The organism is Butyrivibrio sp. Su6 (assembly GCF_900108105.1).
Classification (GTDB): Bacteria; Bacillota; Clostridia; order Lachnospirales; family Lachnospiraceae; genus Butyrivibrio.
The window spans coordinates 1-18452 of sequence record NZ_FNUR01000019.1; the positions used below are offsets into that span (position 1 = coordinate 1).

The following is an 18452-nucleotide window of genomic DNA, read 5'->3' on the forward strand; positions in this document are numbered from 1 at the left end:
AAATCAGAACCAGGTCTTTTTACAAACGGTGATGGATCCGCAACAATAGAATCAATAGTTTCAAAAAACTTCTTTTTGATGTATGATGCTTTCATGAGTGCCTCCTTAAATCAATGTGTGGTCGGATACCTTTGATTTAAGGGGCCGCCTTTGCTAAAGCTTCTTTAGCAAAGGCGGCCGCACTTTTTGAGGCCTGTGTCAAGCCCTAATTTAAAAATTTTCAAATAAAAAAGTGATTCTTACGTTCTTTGTAGAATCACTTTTTCTTTTGCAATAATGTTTTTGATATGAAAGTATATATGAATTTCCTTAACTAAATGACATTGGGCATCTTCCCTCAGCCACACCGAAGGTGCTTGCCATTGGCGGGTTCTGAGGAAAACGCTACAATACTGAATCCAACGGTGCGCGAATCTAATTACTGTTCCCATCATCCTCACCGTCGGCAGAGCTGGCATGGCGCTTTCCTCAGGCTCAGTCAATGGTGGCGTACGGAGCAGTAATCTAAGCATTCGTAATAAAGATCAATTCTAATAATAAAACTCTCGCTTTTAGTCAATAGTCAATCCAGATTTTTATATATTTTTATTACATAACTTTTTCATTTTGTATCCTAAAACCACTATATGTGGTATAATAACAATATAAGTCATACAAATAGAGGGGGACCTACGCATGAAGAAGATCTACGTACTGGACACCAACGTTTTGATTCAGGCACCACACGCCTTAAAGTGCTTTGATGATAACGAGGTCGTTCTTCCGCTGGTAGTGTTAGAGGAGCTTGACGCCCACAAGAGAGATGAGGGCGAGAGAGGAGCGAATGTACGAGAGGCAATCAGAATTCTCGATCAGCTTCGAGGATCAGGCAATCTGGTTGCAGGTGTAGAGCTTGACAATGGGGGACTTCTTAGAGTTGAAAAGAACTTTAAAGATGTAGAACTCCCTAAGGATATGGCAGATTATAAATCTGATAACCGTATCCTGAAAGTATGTAAGGGTCTTAGTGAAGTATCCAAGGTTCAGGTAATTCTTGTAACTAAGGACATTTTGATGCGAATTAAGGCACAACTCCTTAATATTAAGTCAGAAGACTTCACGACAGAACAGGTTGCGGACCATGGTGAGCAGTACAGCGGGCGAATATCTGTTTTTGCACCGGAAGAAATCTTTAAGGATTTCAAGAAAAAAGGTATTCCTGTTGATAAAGTCTATTGCTGCGATGACGATGGAAATCAATATGCACCCGAGCTGTATGAGAATGAATTTGTTATTGTAAGAGCAGATCAGTCAACTAATAAAACCCAGATGGGCCGTGTATCTAAAGGCTTCATAAAAAAGCTTGAGTTTGAAAAGAGTCAGCCATATGGAGTTAAACCCAGGAATGCCGGACAGTATTTCCTTCAGGAAGCACTCATGCAGCCTGCTGAGGTGGCTCCGCTTGTAATTGTAAAGGGCATGGCTGGTACAGCCAAGACATTTTATTCACTTGCTGTAGGTCTTGAAAAGATGATAAACAGACCGACTGGTGAATATCGAAGGATTCTTGTCTGCAGGCCAAACTCTCAGTTTGATGATGATATTGGTTTTCTCCCCGGCGATGAACAGGAGAAGATATCACCTCTTATGAGACCGATTATCGACAACCTTGAGCAGCTCATTGACTCCAATGAAGAAGAGAGATATAAGGATGAAAAAGAGCTGCAGGGTAAGACAGATGAGGTCTTTGAAAGAGGAATCGTTCAGTGTGAAGCATTAAACTTCATCAGAGGAAGGTCAATCCTTAAGACCTATCTTATTATTGATGAAGCTCAGAACATGACTCCAACTCAGGCAAAAGGAATCATTACAAGAGCTGGAAAGGACACCAAGATAATCCTTTTAGGTGATCCTAACCAGATAGACAGACCTTTTCTTGATGAGAGGACAAATGGCTTGTCGTATGCTTCAGAGCATATGAAGGGAAGTCCTTATGCATGGCAGATATCCCTTTCTGCAGCTGAATGCGAAAGAAGTAAGCTTGCTATGGATGCCATTGAGAGAATGAAGGACAAAAAGTATTTTTAATTGAATAATGAGCTTGATCTGACTGGCTTATGCGCTTTGCATAAGCCAGTTTTTTATTTCATAGAAGATTCCTTTAAAGCCATCTCCTTTATCAAAAATTAATCAACATTTTATTGACATTATTTTTCAAAAAGGATATTATTTAGAAAAAGAAGTTAGCAATAGCTAACACAAAAAGATATAATTTTCCTTTAAAAAATAAATATTAAATTGCGCAAAACCTGTTGTTGACAAAAAATATCAGTTAGAATAAACTAACATTCGGTTAGCAAAGGGTAACGAAAAGGAGTACTGATATGACATTAAATGAAGCTGTACTTGGTCAAGAGTATGTTGTTACTGGCGTAGATACAGGTGATGATGAGGACATGAAGAGTTTTCTCTTTTCACTTGGATGCTATAGCGGAGAGAAGATCACAGTTGTAGATAAGAAGCGCAATCTTGTAGTTGCGATAAAGGATGCGAGATATAACATCGATCCTGAGCTTGCAGGCGCTATTACAATCTGATCATTATCTGAAAGACTGGCATATCAATTTATGCCAGATATTTTTTCACAGGCTGTTAGCCATAAGTAACTTAGTTTGCTCGGATTCATCGTAAGGTGCGTCCCTGATAAATAAAATACAATTAGTTTATTTCAGGAGGAAAAGAAATGAGAATCGCAATGGCTGGTAATCCAAACAGTGGAAAAACTACCATGTACAATGCTCTCACCGGTCGTAATGAAAAAATAGGTAACTGGGCGGGCGTTACAGTAGACAAAAAGGAGAGTCCTATTAAAAAGAGCTTCTATGATGGGGACAAGGAGCTTATCGCTGTAGACCTTCCTGGTGCATATTCAATGTCACCATTTACATCAGAGGAGAGTATCACAAGCGGTTACGTTAAAAATGAGCATCCTGATGCAATCATAAACATTGTTGATGCAACAAACCTTAGCAGAAGCTTGTTCTTCACAACACAGCTTCTTGAGCTTGGAATTCCTGTTGTAGTTGCACTTAACAAGACAGATTCCAATGATAAAAAAGGAAACAAAGTTGATGCCAAGGCTTTATCAGAAAAGCTTGGCTGTCCTGTAATAAATACAGTTGCAACATCAGAAACTGGTCTTAAGGATGTTGTTAAGGCTGCTGCAGAGCTTGAAGGAAAAGGACAGAAGGCAGCATATTCAGAAGGAAATATCGACCTTTCTAATAAGGCTGAAGTTGAAGAAGCTGACAGAAAGCGTTTTGATTTTGTAAATAAGATCGTAGCAGATGTTGAAAATCGTAAAGTTCTTACAAAAGATAAGAACATCGGCGATACAATTGATAATATTATTACTCATCCGGTTATCGGTATCGTAGTTTTCGCTGCTATTATGTGGCTTGTATTCTACATCTCACAGACAACAGTAGGCACATGGCTTGCAGATATTCTTGCCGGATGGATTGAAAGCTTCCAGGGATGGGTTGGAGATGCTATGGCAGATGCTAATCCACTTCTTTACGCCCTTCTTGTTGATGGTATTATCGGTGGTGTTGGTGCCGTAGTAGGTTTCCTTCCACTTGTTATGGTTATGTACTTCCTCATCGCTCTTTTAGAGGATTGCGGTTATATGTCAAGAGCAACAGTAGTTCTTGATCCTATTTTCAAGAGAGTAGGTCTTTCAGGTAAGTCTGTAATTCCTATGATCATCGGTACAGGTTGTGGTATCCCTGCTATCATGGCATGCAGAACTATCAGAAATGAGAGAGAAAGACGTGCAACAGCTATGCTTGCAACTTTCATGCCATGTGGTGCTAAGCTTCCTGTTATAGCTCTTTTTGCAGGCGCATTCTTCCCTGAATCAAAATGGGTTAGCTTCATCTGCTACATGGGTGGTATCCTCCTTATCCTTTTAGGAGCTCTTCTTATCAAGGCTGTTACAGGTATGAAGTACAGAAAGTCATTCTTCATCATTGAACTTCCTGAGTATAAGGTTCCAAGTCTTACATTTGCTCTTAAGTCAATGCTTGAAAGAGGTAAGGCTTATATCGTTAAGGCAGGAACAGTTATCTTAGTATGTAACACAGTAGTTCAGATCATGCAGACATTTGACTTCTCATTCCAGCCAGTTGAAGAGGGAATGGAGAGCACATCAATCCTTGCAGGCGTTGCAGGACCATTTGCTTACCTTCTTGTACCTGTAGTTGGTATCGTAAGCTGGCAGCTTGCTGCAGCAGCTATCACAGGCTTTATTGCAAAAGAGAACGTTGTAGGAACAATCGCTACAGTTTATGCTATCTCTAACCTCATTGATACAGAGGAACTTGAGCTTATCGGTGAAGGAAATGCAGTAGCAGCAGTTATGGGAATAACAAAGGTTGCAGCACTTGCATATCTTATGTTTAACTTATATACACCACCATGTTTCGCAGCACTTGGTGCTATGAACTCTGAAATGAAATCTGCTAAGTGGCTTTGGGGTGCGATCGCTCTCCAGCTTGCAACAGGATTTACAGTTGGATTCCTTGTATACCAGATTGGTACACTTATCACAACAGGTTCTGTTGGAACAGGCTTTGTAGGCGGACTTGTTGCAGTAGCAGTATTTGCAGCAGTTATCATATTCATCATCAAGAGAAATCAGAAACAGATGGTACTTGAGTACAAACTTGGCTGATATTTAAAAGCAATTGTTAGTTAGGAGTTATCATGATAGATGTTTTAATTTCAATTATTATCTTACTTTGTGTTGGACTTGCCGTTTTCTATATCTATAAGGAAAAGAAAAAGGGCACACACTGCATAGGCTGTCCAATGGCGGAAAACTGTAGCAAAGCAAAAGCATGTAGCTCTTTAACAAAAAAACAATGATCAGATGTCTAGTGTCTTGTCAGGCAGATAAGGCACTAGATTTGTATTAGTATCTGTTGGAGGTAATAGTTTGAGCGTTTCCAATATAATAATTATTCTGGTTATTTCTGTTATTCTTTTCTTTGCTGTTAAAGGCACAATCCAGCATATGAAGGGAGAGGGATCCTGCTGTGGAGGGCCAAAAGAAAAAGCTCCCAAAAAGAAAATATCCGGAAAACCTTTGTCTAAACTTAAAGTGACGATAGAGGGCATGCACTGTGATAACTGTAAGAACAGGGTTGAAAGAAAACTTGATGAGCTGGATGGGGTAGTGGCAAAAGTTAAGTTATCCCAAAAAGCAGCGTATGTTTCTTTATACAAGGAGATTCCTGAAAGCCTTATTTGTGACACCATAACTAAGGCTGGCTATGAAGTTATAAGTGTGGAGGCACTATAAGGAGGGGAACAGTAGTATGAGCAGTGAACAGGTTATAGACAGACTTAAGCAAAACGGATGCCGTATTACCAAACAGAGGAAACTGATAGTTGATGTTATTATGGGAAATGACCATTCTTCCTGTAAAGATATATATTATAAGGTCATGGCAAAGGACAACAGCGTAGGAATGGCTACTGTCTACCGAATGATCCGGGTACTTGAAGATATTGGAGTGATAAACAGGATCGACATGATCGAGATCAATAATGAAAACAGAGGATAACAGGTTTTTGCCTGTTATCCTTTTTTTAGTTATAATGCTACGTATGAATAACAGCTATAGAGAAATCAGATATGAATTAAAAATAGAAGATGGAGTTATGAGAGCGGGCGATATAATGCGTGAAAGATTAAAGCTCTCAAGCAGGGAAGTAACGAGGTGCAAACTCTTTGAAGACGGCGTTATGTGTGAAGGAAAGGCTGTAAGGATCATTGATGAAATAAAGCCGGGACAGGAGCTTGTAGTCAGGATCTATGAAGATACAGACAACGCTTCAGAAATTGTTCCAAGTGATGATCCAATAGATATAGTCTATGAAGATGAAGATATTGTTGTAGTCAATAAACAGGGGAATGTGGTTGTTCATCCCTCATATTGCCATTTTACGGATTCACTGAGCAATGCACTCATGGGCTATTACAACAGGACCGGTCAGAATCACGTTATAAGAGTGATCGGGCGACTTGACAGGGAAACATCGGGACTTATTATTTTTGCCAAGAACAGATACAGTGCAGCACTTCTTTCTGAGCAGTGCCTTGATATGTCAAGGAGAAAAGAGTATCTTGCTCTCTGTGATGGGATTTTTCCCGAAAAACAGGGGACCATCGATGCTCCAATATGGGAAAATCCAAAAGAAAAGATGATAAGGGAAGTAAGAGATGACGGGAAAAGAGCTGTCACTCACTATGAAGTTGAAAAACAGTTTGACGATTTTGCTCTTGTGAGACTTAAACTTGATACTGGAAGAACCCATCAGATAAGAGTTCACATGTCTTATATTGGACATCCCTTATTAGGAGACAGTCTCTATGGAAAAGAAATAGCAAATAACCATGGAATGGAAAGAGCAGCCCTTCATGCATGCGCACTTACATTTTTACAACCAATATCAGGGCAGGAACTGCGTTTTTTGGCATCAATGCCTGATGATATGAAGATGGTAATAAAAAATGAAGAGTGACCTTTAAGGATCATTCTTCATTTTTTATTTCATTCCTTTTTTGATTATGTCTTTGCCATAGGCAGAAGTGAGTTTTTGTGTCATGGCATCAAGTTTTTTTCGTTTGTCCTCTGATATTGAAGGTTCTTTTACCGATTCTGAGGTCTGTGGCATGATATCTTCAAAGAGATTAAGCTGATGGAAACTGCCATCATCCATTTTGCTGACACCTACTCCCACAAGCCTTATTACTTCACCTTTGATGAATAGGCCGTTATCACCAAGAAGAAGCTTGTCGGCAAGTTCTTTTGCATGCTTTAGGATTTTATCAGCATCATTTATGGAGCTTTCAAGTCCCATCTGGCAGGAATGCCTTTTAAAATTCCCTGTTTTTACGCTTACTGTGACAGTTTTACCGTAAACATTTTCTCTTTTCAGCCTTCTTGAAACGCTTTCAGAGAGCCATTTTAGAATGCCTCCTATATCCTTGTCATAGTTGTCGGCGTTTAGGTCATAGGACAGAGTGGTCTCATTGGAATAGCTCTTTGCATCGTCATATTCGTCAGAAACATTGCTGCTTCCAATCCCGTTGGCGCTTGCGTATATGTATTTCCCACCGTTTTCACCAAGGATACTGCATAAAAAAGTCAGCTCACTTTTTGCAGCATCGCCAATAGTTCTGATACCTATGCTCTCAAGCCTTTCTGCAGTGGCTTTGCCACAGCCAAAAAGGTCCCTAATAGGGAGTGGCCACATCTTGGAAGGAATTTCATCAGGAAAAAGAGTGTGTACTCTGTCCGGCTTTTGAAAATCACTGGCCATTTTGGCGAGGAGTTTATTATTGGAAATGCCGACATTTACAGTAAATCCAAGGCTGTTTTTTACCTCATCCTTTATGGCATAGGCAATTGACATCGGAAATGGGTGTTCACTCGTTTCTAAATGTCTGTAAAGATTCCTTGTACCAGAGAAATCAACATATGCCTCATCTACAGAAACCTGTTCCACAAGCGGAGAATACTTTTTCAAAATGTCGATGAAAGCGTGAGAGTAGCGCCTATAGGTGGCAAAGTCTGAAGGAACCATGACGAGTTTAGGACATTTCTGAAGCGCTTTTATTACTGGCTCACCTGTGACAATGCCATACTTTTTGGCAGGGATTGACTTGGCGGTAATGATGCCATGCCTTGAATTGACATCGCCTCCAACAGCAGAGGGTATTGTCCTAAGATCGATGCTTCCGGGCTCTTCCTCAAGCTTTTTTAAAGCTGACCATGAAAGAAAAGCAGAATTGACGTCTATGTGAAATATTATTTTTTTATTTTCAGATTGATTAAACTCATTCATAACAATATAATACGCCGAACAAAAGTTCGGCGCAATGATTCTTTTTGTATGTTTTTATTAGTCATCATTCCCAGATATTTGTGGGCTTCTTTTTGTTTTTTACGCCCCATACGACAACAAGTATTGCGCATATGACGTTTATGGATACTGCAACTATTGTTTCTTCAACACCAAACCCAACATTGTAGAAAAAACTGTCTGTTGCTGTTGATGCATCTAGTTTGAATAATGAAAACTTGGATACAAGGCCGCTGTTTGGAAGTCCAAAAACAATACTCTGGGTATAGTTCCATGCTGCATGGGCTGCCATTGGCATCCATAAGCTGTCACAATAATAGACCATTACTGAATAACATATACCTACAACAACTATGGAAACAATAGCTAAAGTGCTGACACCAGGATTGCCTAAATGTAAAATGCCAAAAAACAAAGCGTTTACTATAATTGCTACGGCAGGGTGGCGGTAACCTCTTCTAATTCTCTGATAGAGAAAGCCTCTGCATATAAGCTCTTCTGCTGATGACTGTATAAACACTGCTATGAAAATGCCCAAAAGTGCAAAGAAATTGGCTCCTGAGAAATAGAGATAAATATCTTTGTGTAAGACAGCAAGAAGAATGCAGAAACCATTCGTGACAAAACCGATCAAAAGGCCAATTCCGAGGTGTTTTAATGTATTTCCCTTACATTTTTTCCAGACTGCTCCGAATATTGGTCTGTTTGAAGGAATAAGACACCACAGAAAAATAACTATCCAAATGCCAATAAAACTGGCGTACATAGAAAGAAAAGCGACATAATCATAATTGGTATCATTGATTATCATTGATGCAGGATAATTGATAATAAGATTTCCTACTGTATTGCCTAAAACTATAAGAAAATATGCAAGAATGAAAGGAATAAGAATGAAATCATTCAATTTGAAGTTGTCTGTGTGATAGCTTTTGATAAAACTAATAAGTTTGTTTTCTTTTTTCTCCATATAAATTTTCTCCTCATAAAAAATTCTACTACTAACAATTATCGTATATTTGTTATGCATTAGCAAATGATTTATAATATTTGTGAAGGGGAGAAAATATGGTAAAGAAAGTAATAAGAATTGTTGCACTAATTATCTGTCTGGCCATAATTGTTTATGAAGGTGTGATGATCTATGTTGATCAGAAGGAGTATCAGGTTGCTTCTGATGAATACGACGAGATAAGAAGTGTGGCTGTCGATTATATTCCGGAAGATGAAGCGGAGATAGTCGATTATCCTGTGCTTAATATCAACTTCGGTAAGCTCGAAGAGATAAATCCTGACGTCACTGCCTGGATTTATTTTCCGTGTCTTGAAATAAGTTATCCTGTGGTAAAAGAGTCTGAGGTTGATGAATATCTTTATAAGACCTTTGAACTTGAAAAAAATAAGGCAGGATGTATTTTTGAAGACGTTATGAGTGATGCGGGATTTAACGGGTATCATGACATTGTATTTGGTCATAATATGAAAGATAAATCCATGTTTGGCAGGTTAAAAGACCTTTATCAAAAGGAAAATGAATTTCTTCTTGAGAATGATCCATATATTTACATATATACTAAGGACCATGTATATCAGTACAGAGTATTTGCTTATTACATCACAAAAGTTGGAAGTGGTGCTTATTCAGTAGTTTCAAATCTTGATGAGTATAAAGATTTTATTTCTTTTATCCAGACTCATTCAGCATATAAGATTCCTTCAGACCTTGACCTTGAAAGCGGGAACAGTATTCTCACACTTTCTACCTGCAGTGGAAGGGCAGGAGGCAGTCAGAGGTTTGTGGTTCACTCATTAAAAGTGAATGCATGGGAAAGATAATTTCAGAATTTTTCAGATAGTTGTGAATGTTTATTTTTGTTTTAGAAAAAAGTTATCTGGAATTCATTGAATGAGTATTGTTGTTACGATACCATGATACTAGAAATTAAGATTAGTACTCACAGGAGTGTGATTATGAGAAAAATTAAAAAATATGTTGCTTTGGTGGTGGCTGGCATCTTGGCCTGCACATTCGTTGCCTGCGGCGCTGTTAAGGAGGGGGCAATCGATGATCAGGCTGCAACCAGAGGTATCCACGAAGGCGAAGGCGAAATATATATTGATGATGAAGCAATTGCTCTTGCAGGATCTGCTGCATCAAGTCAGGCAGCATTAGATGCCTGCACTGCAGTATTTAATCTTATGAATCAGCAGAGAGCAGCACAGGGACTTGCAGCACTTGTTTGGAGCGATGCTCTTACAGATGCAGCTCAGGTACGTGCCAATGAGATCACAACTTCCTTCTCACACACAAGACCTGATGGTTCAGCATTTTGGACAGTTAATAGTAACGTTCAGTACGGCGAGAACCTTGCAAAGCTCTATCAGTCAGCAGACAGTGTTTACGCAGCATGGATGAATTCACCAACCCATGCCGCAAACATTATGGATAGCGGATACAAAACAGTCGGTATTGCCATCTGCCAGACAGGTGACGGCAGCTGGTACTGGGCACAAGAGTTCGGATATTAAGTGAGTAAAGCTAAAGCGATATGGCATTTGCTAGCAAATGTGCCATATCGCTTTAATTTTACGAATAAACACCGTGAGGAAGTAGCACGGTAGTGCGGATTCCGAATGGTGTTTAGGATTACGAAAGCGAAGCGGAGTAATCCGCACTTAATATCCGTATAAAGAAGCCGTTCCAGCGAGGAACGAAAGTTCCGAGCGGGAGGCATGGCGGAGTAATCCGTACTTAATATCCGAACATACAGAAACGTAAATGTGGTACAATTATTTCATGAGGGAGGTACACTATTATGTTTGGAAAATCATCAAAAGATATCTACGTTAACAAAGAGACTACTCCAATTTCAGTATCCGGAGCCAACGATAATCCTTACATGCAGGAGCTACTTAGAGACGAAGAGAAACGCCGTGTAAAACACGGGGATGACATTTATTACAGACAAAACGGCTACATTAAATAACTTATCACAACGAAAAAAGGGCACTGCGAGGATGATGTTCATCCAGGCAGCCGCCCTTTATTTTTACTCTCTTTAGTGCGATACCACGTCACCTTCTGAATACTTCTCATCGCAATATCTGCAGCGATAGATTTCATTTTTTTCATCTGCAAGATAAAAGATCTGTGGAAGTTCCTGCTCAATCGAAGAAATGCATCTTGGGTTGTGGCATTTGATAACTCCCTCAATCTGTTTTGGAAGTACGAGAGATCTCTTTTCTATGATCTGTCCGTCCTTAATTACGTTTACAGTGATATTGTGATCAATAAAAGCAAGGACATCAAGGTCAAGAGAATCTATATCACATTCTATCTTAAGAATATCTTTTTTACCCATTACTTTACTTTTGGCATTTTTAATTATGGCTACTGTTGAATCAAGTTTATCAAGGCCCAGATGCTTGTAGATCTGCATGCTCTTACCTGCCTGGATATGATCCAAAACAAAGCCTTCTTCAATTTTTCCAATATTTAACATATTTACCTCTTTCTTAGGTCTGATGCTTAAATGCTTGTTCAGAATTTTCTAAGCAGACCTTCATTCATATGGGCGTCTGTCATGTCAAGCAATGTCAATATGAGTGCCATTCTTACATAGAGTCCGTACTGTACCTGCTTGAAATATGCGGCTCTTGGATCTGAATCAATCTCCACTGATATTTCATTTACACGTGGAAGTGGATGAAGAATATACATTTTTTCTTTTGCCAGAGCCATCTTAGCTTTATCAAGTATATAGAAATTCTTTAAGCGGATGTAATCCTCTTCATTAAAGAATCTTTCCTTCTGAACTCTTGTCATATACAGGAAATCAAGACGTGGCATTACTTCTTCAAGTTTGATAACTTCTTCGTAGGTTATGCCTTTTGAGTCAAGCATTTCTGTTATGTAATCGGGTACTTTAAGTTCTTTTGGTGAAATGAAAATGAAATGAATGCCGCTGTATCTTGTGAGGGCATTTATAAGAGAATGGACAGTACGACCAAATTTAAGGTCTCCACAAAGTCCGATGGTGAAATTATTAAGTCCGCCATATAAAGATCTGATAGTTAATAAATCTGTAAGTGTCTGAGTGGGATGTTGGTGACCACCGTCACCGGCATTGATAACAGGAATAAGAGATTTAGAAGCTGCAACCATTGGAGCACCTTCCTTGGGGTGACGCATCGCACATATATCTGCGAAACAGGAAATAACTCTTATAGTGTCGGAAACACTTTCGCCCTTGGCGGCTGAAGAATTGCCGGCGTCTGCAAAGCCCAGGCACTTACCTCCAAGTCGTAACATTGCAGTTTCAAAACTAAGTCTTGTTCTGGTACTTGGTTCGTAGAAACAGGTGGCTAATATCTTGCCGTCGCACATATGCGCGTATTTGTCCATGTTTCTTTCGATGTCACCAGCAACATCGAACAGAGCCTCTAGCTCGTCAACCGAGAAATCTAGAGGATTCATCATGTGTCGCAAATTATTCATACCGTCTCCTCATTTATATATATTGTTAATCGTTCCTACTTAATAAATTACAAATAAAGAAGCAGGAGCAGATCCATCCAAAGGCATATGATACATCACATCGTCCTGCCCGTAAACCTTAAAATATAAAAAACGTGATGTTAAATTTAAACTGTTGACGACTCCTTCGTAAAGATCAACCTTTCCGGAACCGTCAAGCGCACATCTGCGAAGTGCAGGGGAATCTGCATTGGAATATGAGTAGAAAATGAACTGATCATTCATAGTAAAACAATCAATCCTGTCTGAGGTAATAAGCTCAGTTTCGCCAGAATACAAATTGGTCCTCCAAAGACTGTAATTGGAAACTGCATTTAAATAATAGATATAGCCGCCTTGAACGACAGGGAACCAGAGGCTGCCCTGAATCACATCTGTTGTGGAATCACCGTTTTGAGTATACATAGCGTGAATGTTGTGGTCATTTGTTACTCCGGTATAATATATGACCCCGTTGTCATAACATACAGGTGAGATCATTTCAGGTGCAACAAGAGCTTTATTCTTTTTATCTACACGGATCTTATTTATAGAACCGCCATCTGTTTTTACCTGGTAGTACAGATATTCACCACACAGAGCAAGTTCACCGCAGAAATCGCGCAAAAGACATGTCTGATCCCCACCATTTATCTTGCATCTGTAGATTCCGTACTGATTGGTTGCATTTCCAAGTCCGCTGACACCCTTACCGATAGAAGATGAATCCATGTAAAAATATAAGAGCCCATTTGCTCCATTGATGTATTTTACGCCCATGCTTGTTAGGCGCTTTGGTTTGGATTCATCAAGCTCCATTGAATAAAGGCAATTGTTGTCATAAGGGTTTGAGAAATATACTTTGCCATCCATTTCAAAAAAATATCCGTTATTATGGAGATTTCCCGCTGAATTGCCGGAATCAGAAGCAGACATAGGAATTGTGTGCTCATTGATATATACAGCCACCAGTCCTATGATTAACAGCATAACGATAGAAACAATAAGAATTGCTCTTTTGCTCATGCGTTTCACCCCTCATCTGAAACTACCTTACAACCATTATATGCGCGTTATTTCTTGCTATCAAGGGATAATTAAGCTAAACTTTATGGTATGAGATTGCCAAATAATTATGCTTGGAGTGTTTGATATGGACTTAAAAGAACTGCGAAATGAGATTGACGTTGTAGACAGGCAGATAGTTGACCTTTTTGAAAAGAGAATGGACATTGCGTCCAGAGTTGCTGATTACAAGATAGCAAATGGGAAAAAGGTTTTTGATAAAGAGAGAGAAGATATAAAGCTAAGAGCAGTAAAAGAACTTGCTCATTCTGATTTTAATAAGGTGGGCGTTGAAGAACTCTTTTCACAGCTCATGTCCATGAGCAGAAAGCTCCAGTATCAGAAACTTTCTGAGGCAGGGGCGTCAGGAAAACTTCCGTTCATTCAGGTGGATGGAATAGATAAGAAAAATTCAAGGGTCTGCTATCAGGGAGCAGCAGGATCTTATTCCGAAATGGCCATGAAAGCTTTCTTTGGAGAAGATGTAAATGCCCTTCCTGTTGAGACATTCAGAGATGCTATGGCTGTTTTGGAGGATGGAAGCTGTGACTTTGCTGTCCTTCCTATTGAGAATTCCACGGCGGGCATAGTAAGTGAGATATATGATCTTTTGGCTGAATATGAGCACTATATAGTTGGCGAGCAGATCATAGAAATAAAACATTGTCTTTTAGGTGTTCCGGGGGCAAAGCTTGAGGATATCACAAAGGTCTATTCTCATCCCCAGTCCCTTATGCAGAGCGCGAGATTTTTATCGGAACACAGTGATATACAGCAGATAAGTATGAAGAACAATGCATTTGCAGCCAGAAAAGTTGCAGAGGACAAAGACATATCACAAGCTGCTATTGCAAGTGAAGGCGCAGCAAGCGTTTATGGACTTGATGTTATTCTAAAAGGAGTGAATCAGGCAGATTCCAATTCAACCAGATTCATAGTGGTGACCAATCAGAAAATCTTTTGCAAGGATGCTAAAAAAGTCAGCCTCATTATGGAGATTCCGCATGAGGCCGGAGCACTTTATCATCTTATGTCACATTTTATTTATAATGATCTTAATATGAGCAAGATTGAGTCTCGCCCTATTGAGGATAGAAACTGGGAGTACAGATTTTTTATCGATTTTGAGGGAAATCTGTCAGACAGTGCGGTAAAGAACGCACTGCGAGGTCTCAGGGAAGAAGCAAAAATGCTCAGGATCCTTGGAAATTATTGATAAAGGAAGGTATTTTCTTTATGATGGGTGAAGTTTTTGCAGCAGTAGATGTGGGTTCATACGAGATTGCACTCAAGATATTTGAACTATCGATGGACAGGGGGGTCCATGAACTTGATCACATCAGGCATAGAATGGATATAGGAAGCGAGACCTATGCCTCAGGTCACATTTCATCGGCACATGTTGATGAGATGATAAGGATACTTTCTGAGTACAAAAAGATAATGAAAAGCTATGATGTTACACATTATCAGGCTTACGGTACAAGTGCCCTAAGAGAAACCTCTGACATTCTTATCGTCAGGGACCTTATAGAGCAGAGGACCGGCATTCACATCGATATATTAAGTAACTCAGAACAGAGATTTTTAGACTATAAATCTATCGCCTTAAAATATGATCAGTTTGAAGAGGTTATTTCAAGGCCTACAGCCATCGTTGACATCGGTGGCGGCAGTATTCAGATATCTCTTTTTGAAAAAGATGCTCTTTTTGCCACTCAGAACCTCAAAATGGGTGTGCTTCGTCTTCACACGGCAATGAAACAGGTTCAGGCAACCAGGGCAAGGTTTATGGAACTTATTCCTGAACTTGTAAACTCGCAGCTCCAGGTCTTTGCCAAAATGCATATGAAGGACAAGAAGATTGAAAACATTATCCTTATTGATGATTACGTTTCACCTCTTCTTCAGAAGATCGACAGAGAAGAGAAGGACTGCGGAAGTGTTACAGGAAAAGAGTTTAAGAAGTTTATAGAAAAAGGAGCTTCTGTGAGCGATCAGCAGGTTGCCAAAATGCTCACGATTCCTGAAGATAATGTTCCACTACTGTTTGTCTCAAGTGCGCTTATAAAGTGCATACTTGATATTACAAAGGCAGAGAATATATGGGCTCCGGGCATTACTCTCTGCGATGGAATAGCCTATGAGTATGCAGATAAAAAGAACTATATAAAGTCGCCACATGATTTTGAACAGGATATTATCGCATGTTCACAGAATATCTCAAAAAGATTTCTCGGAAGTAAGTCAAGAAGAGAAACGCTGCAGAAAATCGCGCTCACCATTTTTGACAGTACGACAGAACTTCACGGTTTGTCAAAGAGGGACAGACTTCTTCTTAATATCGCAACAATCCTTCATGACTGCGGTAAATATATAAGCCTTGTGTATTTAGGCGACTGCTGTTATAACATCATAATGTCTACAGAGATCATAGGTCTTTCTCATATTGAAAGAGCCATAGTAGCCAATGTTGTAAGGTTCAACCATGAGGAGTTTGAATATTACAACGGGGGAAGCGGACATTACCAGGGCTTTTCAAGAGAGGACTACCTTAGAATGACTAAACTTACTGCTATCATGAGAGTAGCCAACGGACTTGACAGAACTCACAAGCAGAAGTTTAAGGATGTTACGGTAAAACTTAAGGACAAAAAGCTCATTATAAATGTGGATACCATGGCAGATACGACCCTTGAAAAAGGAATGTTTGGCAACAGAGCAAGCTTTTTTGAGGAAGTGTTTGGAGTAAAGCCGGTAATTCGTCAAAAAATAATGTTGTGATGACAGTGAGGGGATAATATGTCAAAAAAGCTAAAAGAAAAAGAACCATTGGATTTTGAAAATCCTAAGTACTATATAAACAGGGAACTTAGCTGGATTGGCTTCAATGAGAGAGTGCTTTCTGAAGCTGAGGATAAAAGCAATCCTCTCTTTGAAAGACTCAAGTTCCTTAGTATTTCTGCCAGCAATCTCGATGAGTTTTTTATGGTTAGAGTTGCTTCGCTTAAGGATATGATAAATGCCGGCTACCAGAAGTGTGACATTGCAGGAATGACAGCGTCTGAGCAGCTTGAAAAGGTCCTTGAAAAGGTTCATACATTTGTTGATAAGCAATATCAGATCTACAACGATGAGCTTTTGCCACTTCTTTTGGAAAAAGGGCTTAAAGTGTGCGTTCCATCAGAGCTTAAAGGAGCTGACAGGGCTTACATAGACAGATATTTTGAGGAGTATATATTTCCCGTTTTGACGCCTATGGCAGTGGATTCATCAAGACCCTTTCCACTTATCAGAAATAAAACGCTTAATATTGCAGCTCTTTTGCAAAAGAAGGATTCCAAGGGAGAGATTGATTTTGCAACAGTGCAGGTCCCTGATGTGCTCCCAAGAATAATAGAGATTCCCTATACAGAGGGAGAGAACAATTATAAAAAAGTTGTCCTTCTTGAACAGCTGATTCTGGATAAGGTAGACAAACTGTTTCTTAATTATGATATTTTAACCAGTGCTCCATATAGGGTTGGAAGGAATGCGGATCTTTCAATTGACGAGGATGAGGCGGAAGATCTTCTAAAGGAAATTGAGAAGCAGCTTAAACTTAGGCAGTGGGGACAGGCCATTAGACTTGAAGTTGACAGCAATATGGATAAAAAGCTCCTTGATCTTTTAGTGACGGATTTAGGAGTTGATCAAAATGAAATCTACAAGATAGAGGGTCCCCTTGACCTTACATTCCTTATGAAGATGTATAAGCTTGAGGGCTTTGATGACCTTAAGGAGCACGGCTACAAATCGCCTCAGCCTGTACCTGAATTTGTGAAGGATAAGGATATTTTTGAGGTTATCAGAGAAGGTGATGTGCTTATGCATCATCCTTACGAGACTTTCGAAAATGTTGTAAAATTTGTCGAGAATGCAGCGATTGACCCAAATGTACTTGCCATAAAGCAGACACTTTACAGAGTAAGTGGTAATTCGCCTATCATTGCTGCTCTTGCTAAAGCAGCGGATAATGGGAAGCAGGTTACGGTTTTGGTTGAGCTTAAGGCCAGATTCGATGAAGAGAACAACATCGTATGGGCCAAGATGCTTGAAAAAGCCGGGTGTCATGTAATATACGGACTTGTAGGACTTAAGACACATTGTAAGATAACCTTGGTGGTCAGACGAGAGGATGACGGAATTAAGCGGTATGTCCATCTTGCAACAGGTAATTACAATGATTCTACTGCCAAACAGTATACTGATGTAGGATTATTTACCTGCGCACCTGCATTTGGCGAGGATGCGACAGCTGTATTTAACATGCTTTCAGGTTACTCAGAGCCTCTTGGATGGAACAAGTTATCACTGGCTCCTCTATGGCTTAAAGACAGGATATTAGACCTTATCAGAAGAGAGGAAGAACATGCTGCAAACGGCGAGCCTGCAAGGATAATCGCCAAGATGAATTCGATATGTCACAAGGATGTTATTGCTGAGCTCTATAAAGCAAGCAGCCTTGGAGTTAAGATTGATCTCATAGTTCGAGGAATATGCTGCCTTAGAACAGGGATACCGGGAATATCTGACAATATAACTGTCAGATCTATAGTCGGTAATTTCCTTGAGCACAGCAGGATCTTTTACTTTGAGAATGGCGGAAGTCCTGAGTTTTACGCTAGTAGTGCTGACTGGATGCCAAGAAATCTTGAAAGAAGAGTGGAGATTCTTTTCCCGATAGAGAATGAGAAGCTTAGGAAAAAAGTGTGGCACATTCTTGAACTTGAGCTTGGAGACACAGAAAAGGCCCATGTTATGAATGATGATGGCTCTTTTGAAAAGGTGAAAAAAGATCTTTTGCCGGGTGAGAGGATTAATTCTCAAAAAATATTCGGCGATGAGGCAGCAGCTGCAGTTAAGAATATAAACCCGCAGAATTCCAGAGTGTTTACGCCGGAGATGAAAATATAAA

The 18452-nt window shown here is 39.7% G+C and carries 18 protein-coding genes; 13 read left to right on the top strand and 5 right to left on the bottom strand.

The window, feature by feature from the left end:
• Positions 1 to 675: 675 nt before the first annotated feature.
• The 7 genes from C4S54_RS15365 to C4S54_RS15395 all read left to right on the top strand — a co-directional run bounded on the left by C4S54_RS15365 (position 676) and on the right by C4S54_RS15395 (position 6570).
• Complete coding sequence (locus C4S54_RS15365) at positions 676 to 2067, top strand: PhoH family protein (RefSeq protein WP_103870271.1); 1392 nt, start codon at positions 676 to 678, stop codon at positions 2065 to 2067.
• 296 nt (positions 2068 to 2363) lie between these two features.
• Positions 2364 to 2576, top strand: a complete 213-nt coding sequence (locus C4S54_RS15370) for a FeoA family protein (RefSeq protein ID WP_103870272.1) — start codon at positions 2364 to 2366, stop codon at positions 2574 to 2576.
• 146 nt (positions 2577 to 2722) lie between these two features.
• Positions 2723 to 4714 carry a ferrous iron transporter B gene (gene feoB / locus C4S54_RS15375; protein ID WP_103870273.1) on the top strand — a complete coding sequence of 664 codons (1992 nt, stop codon included), beginning with the start codon at positions 2723 to 2725 and terminating at the stop codon, positions 4712 to 4714.
• A gap of 32 nt (positions 4715 to 4746) precedes the next feature.
• The gene (locus tag C4S54_RS15380) at positions 4747 to 4908 is read left to right on the top strand and encodes a FeoB-associated Cys-rich membrane protein (protein WP_103870274.1); all 162 of its coding nucleotides are present in this window, start codon (positions 4747 to 4749) and stop codon (positions 4906 to 4908) included.
• A gap of 70 nt (positions 4909 to 4978) precedes the next feature.
• Entirely contained in the window at positions 4979 to 5344 is a 366-nt protein-coding gene (locus tag C4S54_RS15385) for a heavy-metal-associated domain-containing protein (protein ID WP_242973849.1), read from the top strand.
• 16 nt (positions 5345 to 5360) lie between these two features.
• Positions 5361 to 5609, top strand: coding sequence for a Fur family transcriptional regulator (locus tag C4S54_RS15390; protein ID WP_022775057.1), 249 nt, complete (start codon positions 5361 to 5363; stop codon positions 5607 to 5609).
• A complete protein-coding gene (locus C4S54_RS15395; RefSeq protein ID WP_103870275.1) occupies positions 5593 to 6570 on the top strand; it encodes an RluA family pseudouridine synthase in 978 nt (325 codons plus the stop codon). The genes C4S54_RS15390 and C4S54_RS15395 overlap by 17 nt, the downstream gene beginning before the upstream one ends.
• 24 nt (positions 6571 to 6594) lie before the next feature.
• Here C4S54_RS15395 and C4S54_RS15400 read toward each other — a convergent pair whose 3' ends face one another.
• Positions 6595 to 7896: a DNA polymerase Y family protein gene (locus tag C4S54_RS15400; RefSeq protein WP_103870276.1), complete on the bottom strand. Its 1302-nt coding sequence runs from the start codon at positions 7894 to 7896 to the stop codon at positions 6595 to 6597.
• Positions 7897 to 7960: 64 nt separating this feature from the next.
• The gene (locus C4S54_RS15405; protein ID WP_160110784.1) at positions 7961 to 8884 is read right to left on the bottom strand and encodes a CPBP family intramembrane glutamic endopeptidase; all 924 of its coding nucleotides are present in this window, start codon (positions 8882 to 8884) and stop codon (positions 7961 to 7963) included.
• 98 nt (positions 8885 to 8982) lie between these two features.
• Between C4S54_RS15405 and C4S54_RS15410 the strand changes: the two genes are divergently transcribed.
• The 3 genes from C4S54_RS15410 to C4S54_RS16050 all read left to right on the top strand — a co-directional run bounded on the left by C4S54_RS15410 (position 8983) and on the right by C4S54_RS16050 (position 10901).
• Positions 8983 to 9750, top strand: a complete 768-nt coding sequence (locus tag C4S54_RS15410; RefSeq protein ID WP_103870278.1) for a class B sortase — start codon at positions 8983 to 8985, stop codon at positions 9748 to 9750.
• Between the two features lie 135 nt (positions 9751 to 9885).
• On the top strand, positions 9886 to 10443 hold the full coding sequence (locus C4S54_RS15415) for a CAP domain-containing protein (RefSeq protein ID WP_242973851.1): 558 nt from the start codon (positions 9886 to 9888) through the stop codon (positions 10441 to 10443).
• 287 nt (positions 10444 to 10730) lie between these two features.
• Positions 10731 to 10901, top strand: coding sequence for a hypothetical protein (locus C4S54_RS16050; protein ID WP_160110785.1), 171 nt, complete (start codon positions 10731 to 10733; stop codon positions 10899 to 10901).
• A gap of 72 nt (positions 10902 to 10973) precedes the next feature.
• Here C4S54_RS16050 and C4S54_RS15420 read toward each other — a convergent pair whose 3' ends face one another.
• From C4S54_RS15420 to C4S54_RS15430, 3 genes are read right to left on the bottom strand one after another with little or no spacing between them, the layout of a single operon-like run.
• Entirely contained in the window at positions 10974 to 11417 is a 444-nt protein-coding gene (locus C4S54_RS15420) for an aspartate carbamoyltransferase regulatory subunit (protein ID WP_103870280.1), read from the bottom strand.
• A gap of 38 nt (positions 11418 to 11455) precedes the next feature.
• Complete coding sequence (pyrB, locus tag C4S54_RS15425; protein ID WP_034482079.1) at positions 11456 to 12403, bottom strand: aspartate carbamoyltransferase; 948 nt, start codon at positions 12401 to 12403, stop codon at positions 11456 to 11458.
• Between the two features lie 48 nt (positions 12404 to 12451).
• Positions 12452 to 13456 (bottom strand): DUF5050 domain-containing protein, encoded by a 1005-nt coding sequence (locus tag C4S54_RS15430; protein ID WP_103870281.1) that lies wholly within the window; start codon positions 13454 to 13456, stop codon positions 12452 to 12454.
• A gap of 127 nt (positions 13457 to 13583) precedes the next feature.
• Between C4S54_RS15430 and pheA the strand changes: the two genes are divergently transcribed.
• Genes pheA through C4S54_RS15445 form a run of 3 tightly spaced genes read left to right on the top strand, consistent with a single transcriptional unit; the run spans position 13584 to position 18451 of the window.
• Positions 13584 to 14711, top strand: coding sequence for a prephenate dehydratase (gene pheA / locus C4S54_RS15435; RefSeq protein ID WP_103870306.1), 1128 nt, complete (start codon positions 13584 to 13586; stop codon positions 14709 to 14711).
• 20 nt (positions 14712 to 14731) lie between these two features.
• Positions 14732 to 16279, top strand: a complete 1548-nt coding sequence (locus tag C4S54_RS15440) for a Ppx/GppA phosphatase family protein (RefSeq protein WP_103870282.1) — start codon at positions 14732 to 14734, stop codon at positions 16277 to 16279.
• 18 nt (positions 16280 to 16297) lie between these two features.
• Positions 16298 to 18451, top strand: a complete 2154-nt coding sequence (locus C4S54_RS15445) for an RNA degradosome polyphosphate kinase (protein WP_103870283.1) — start codon at positions 16298 to 16300, stop codon at positions 18449 to 18451.
• Position 18452 lies beyond the last annotated feature (1 nt).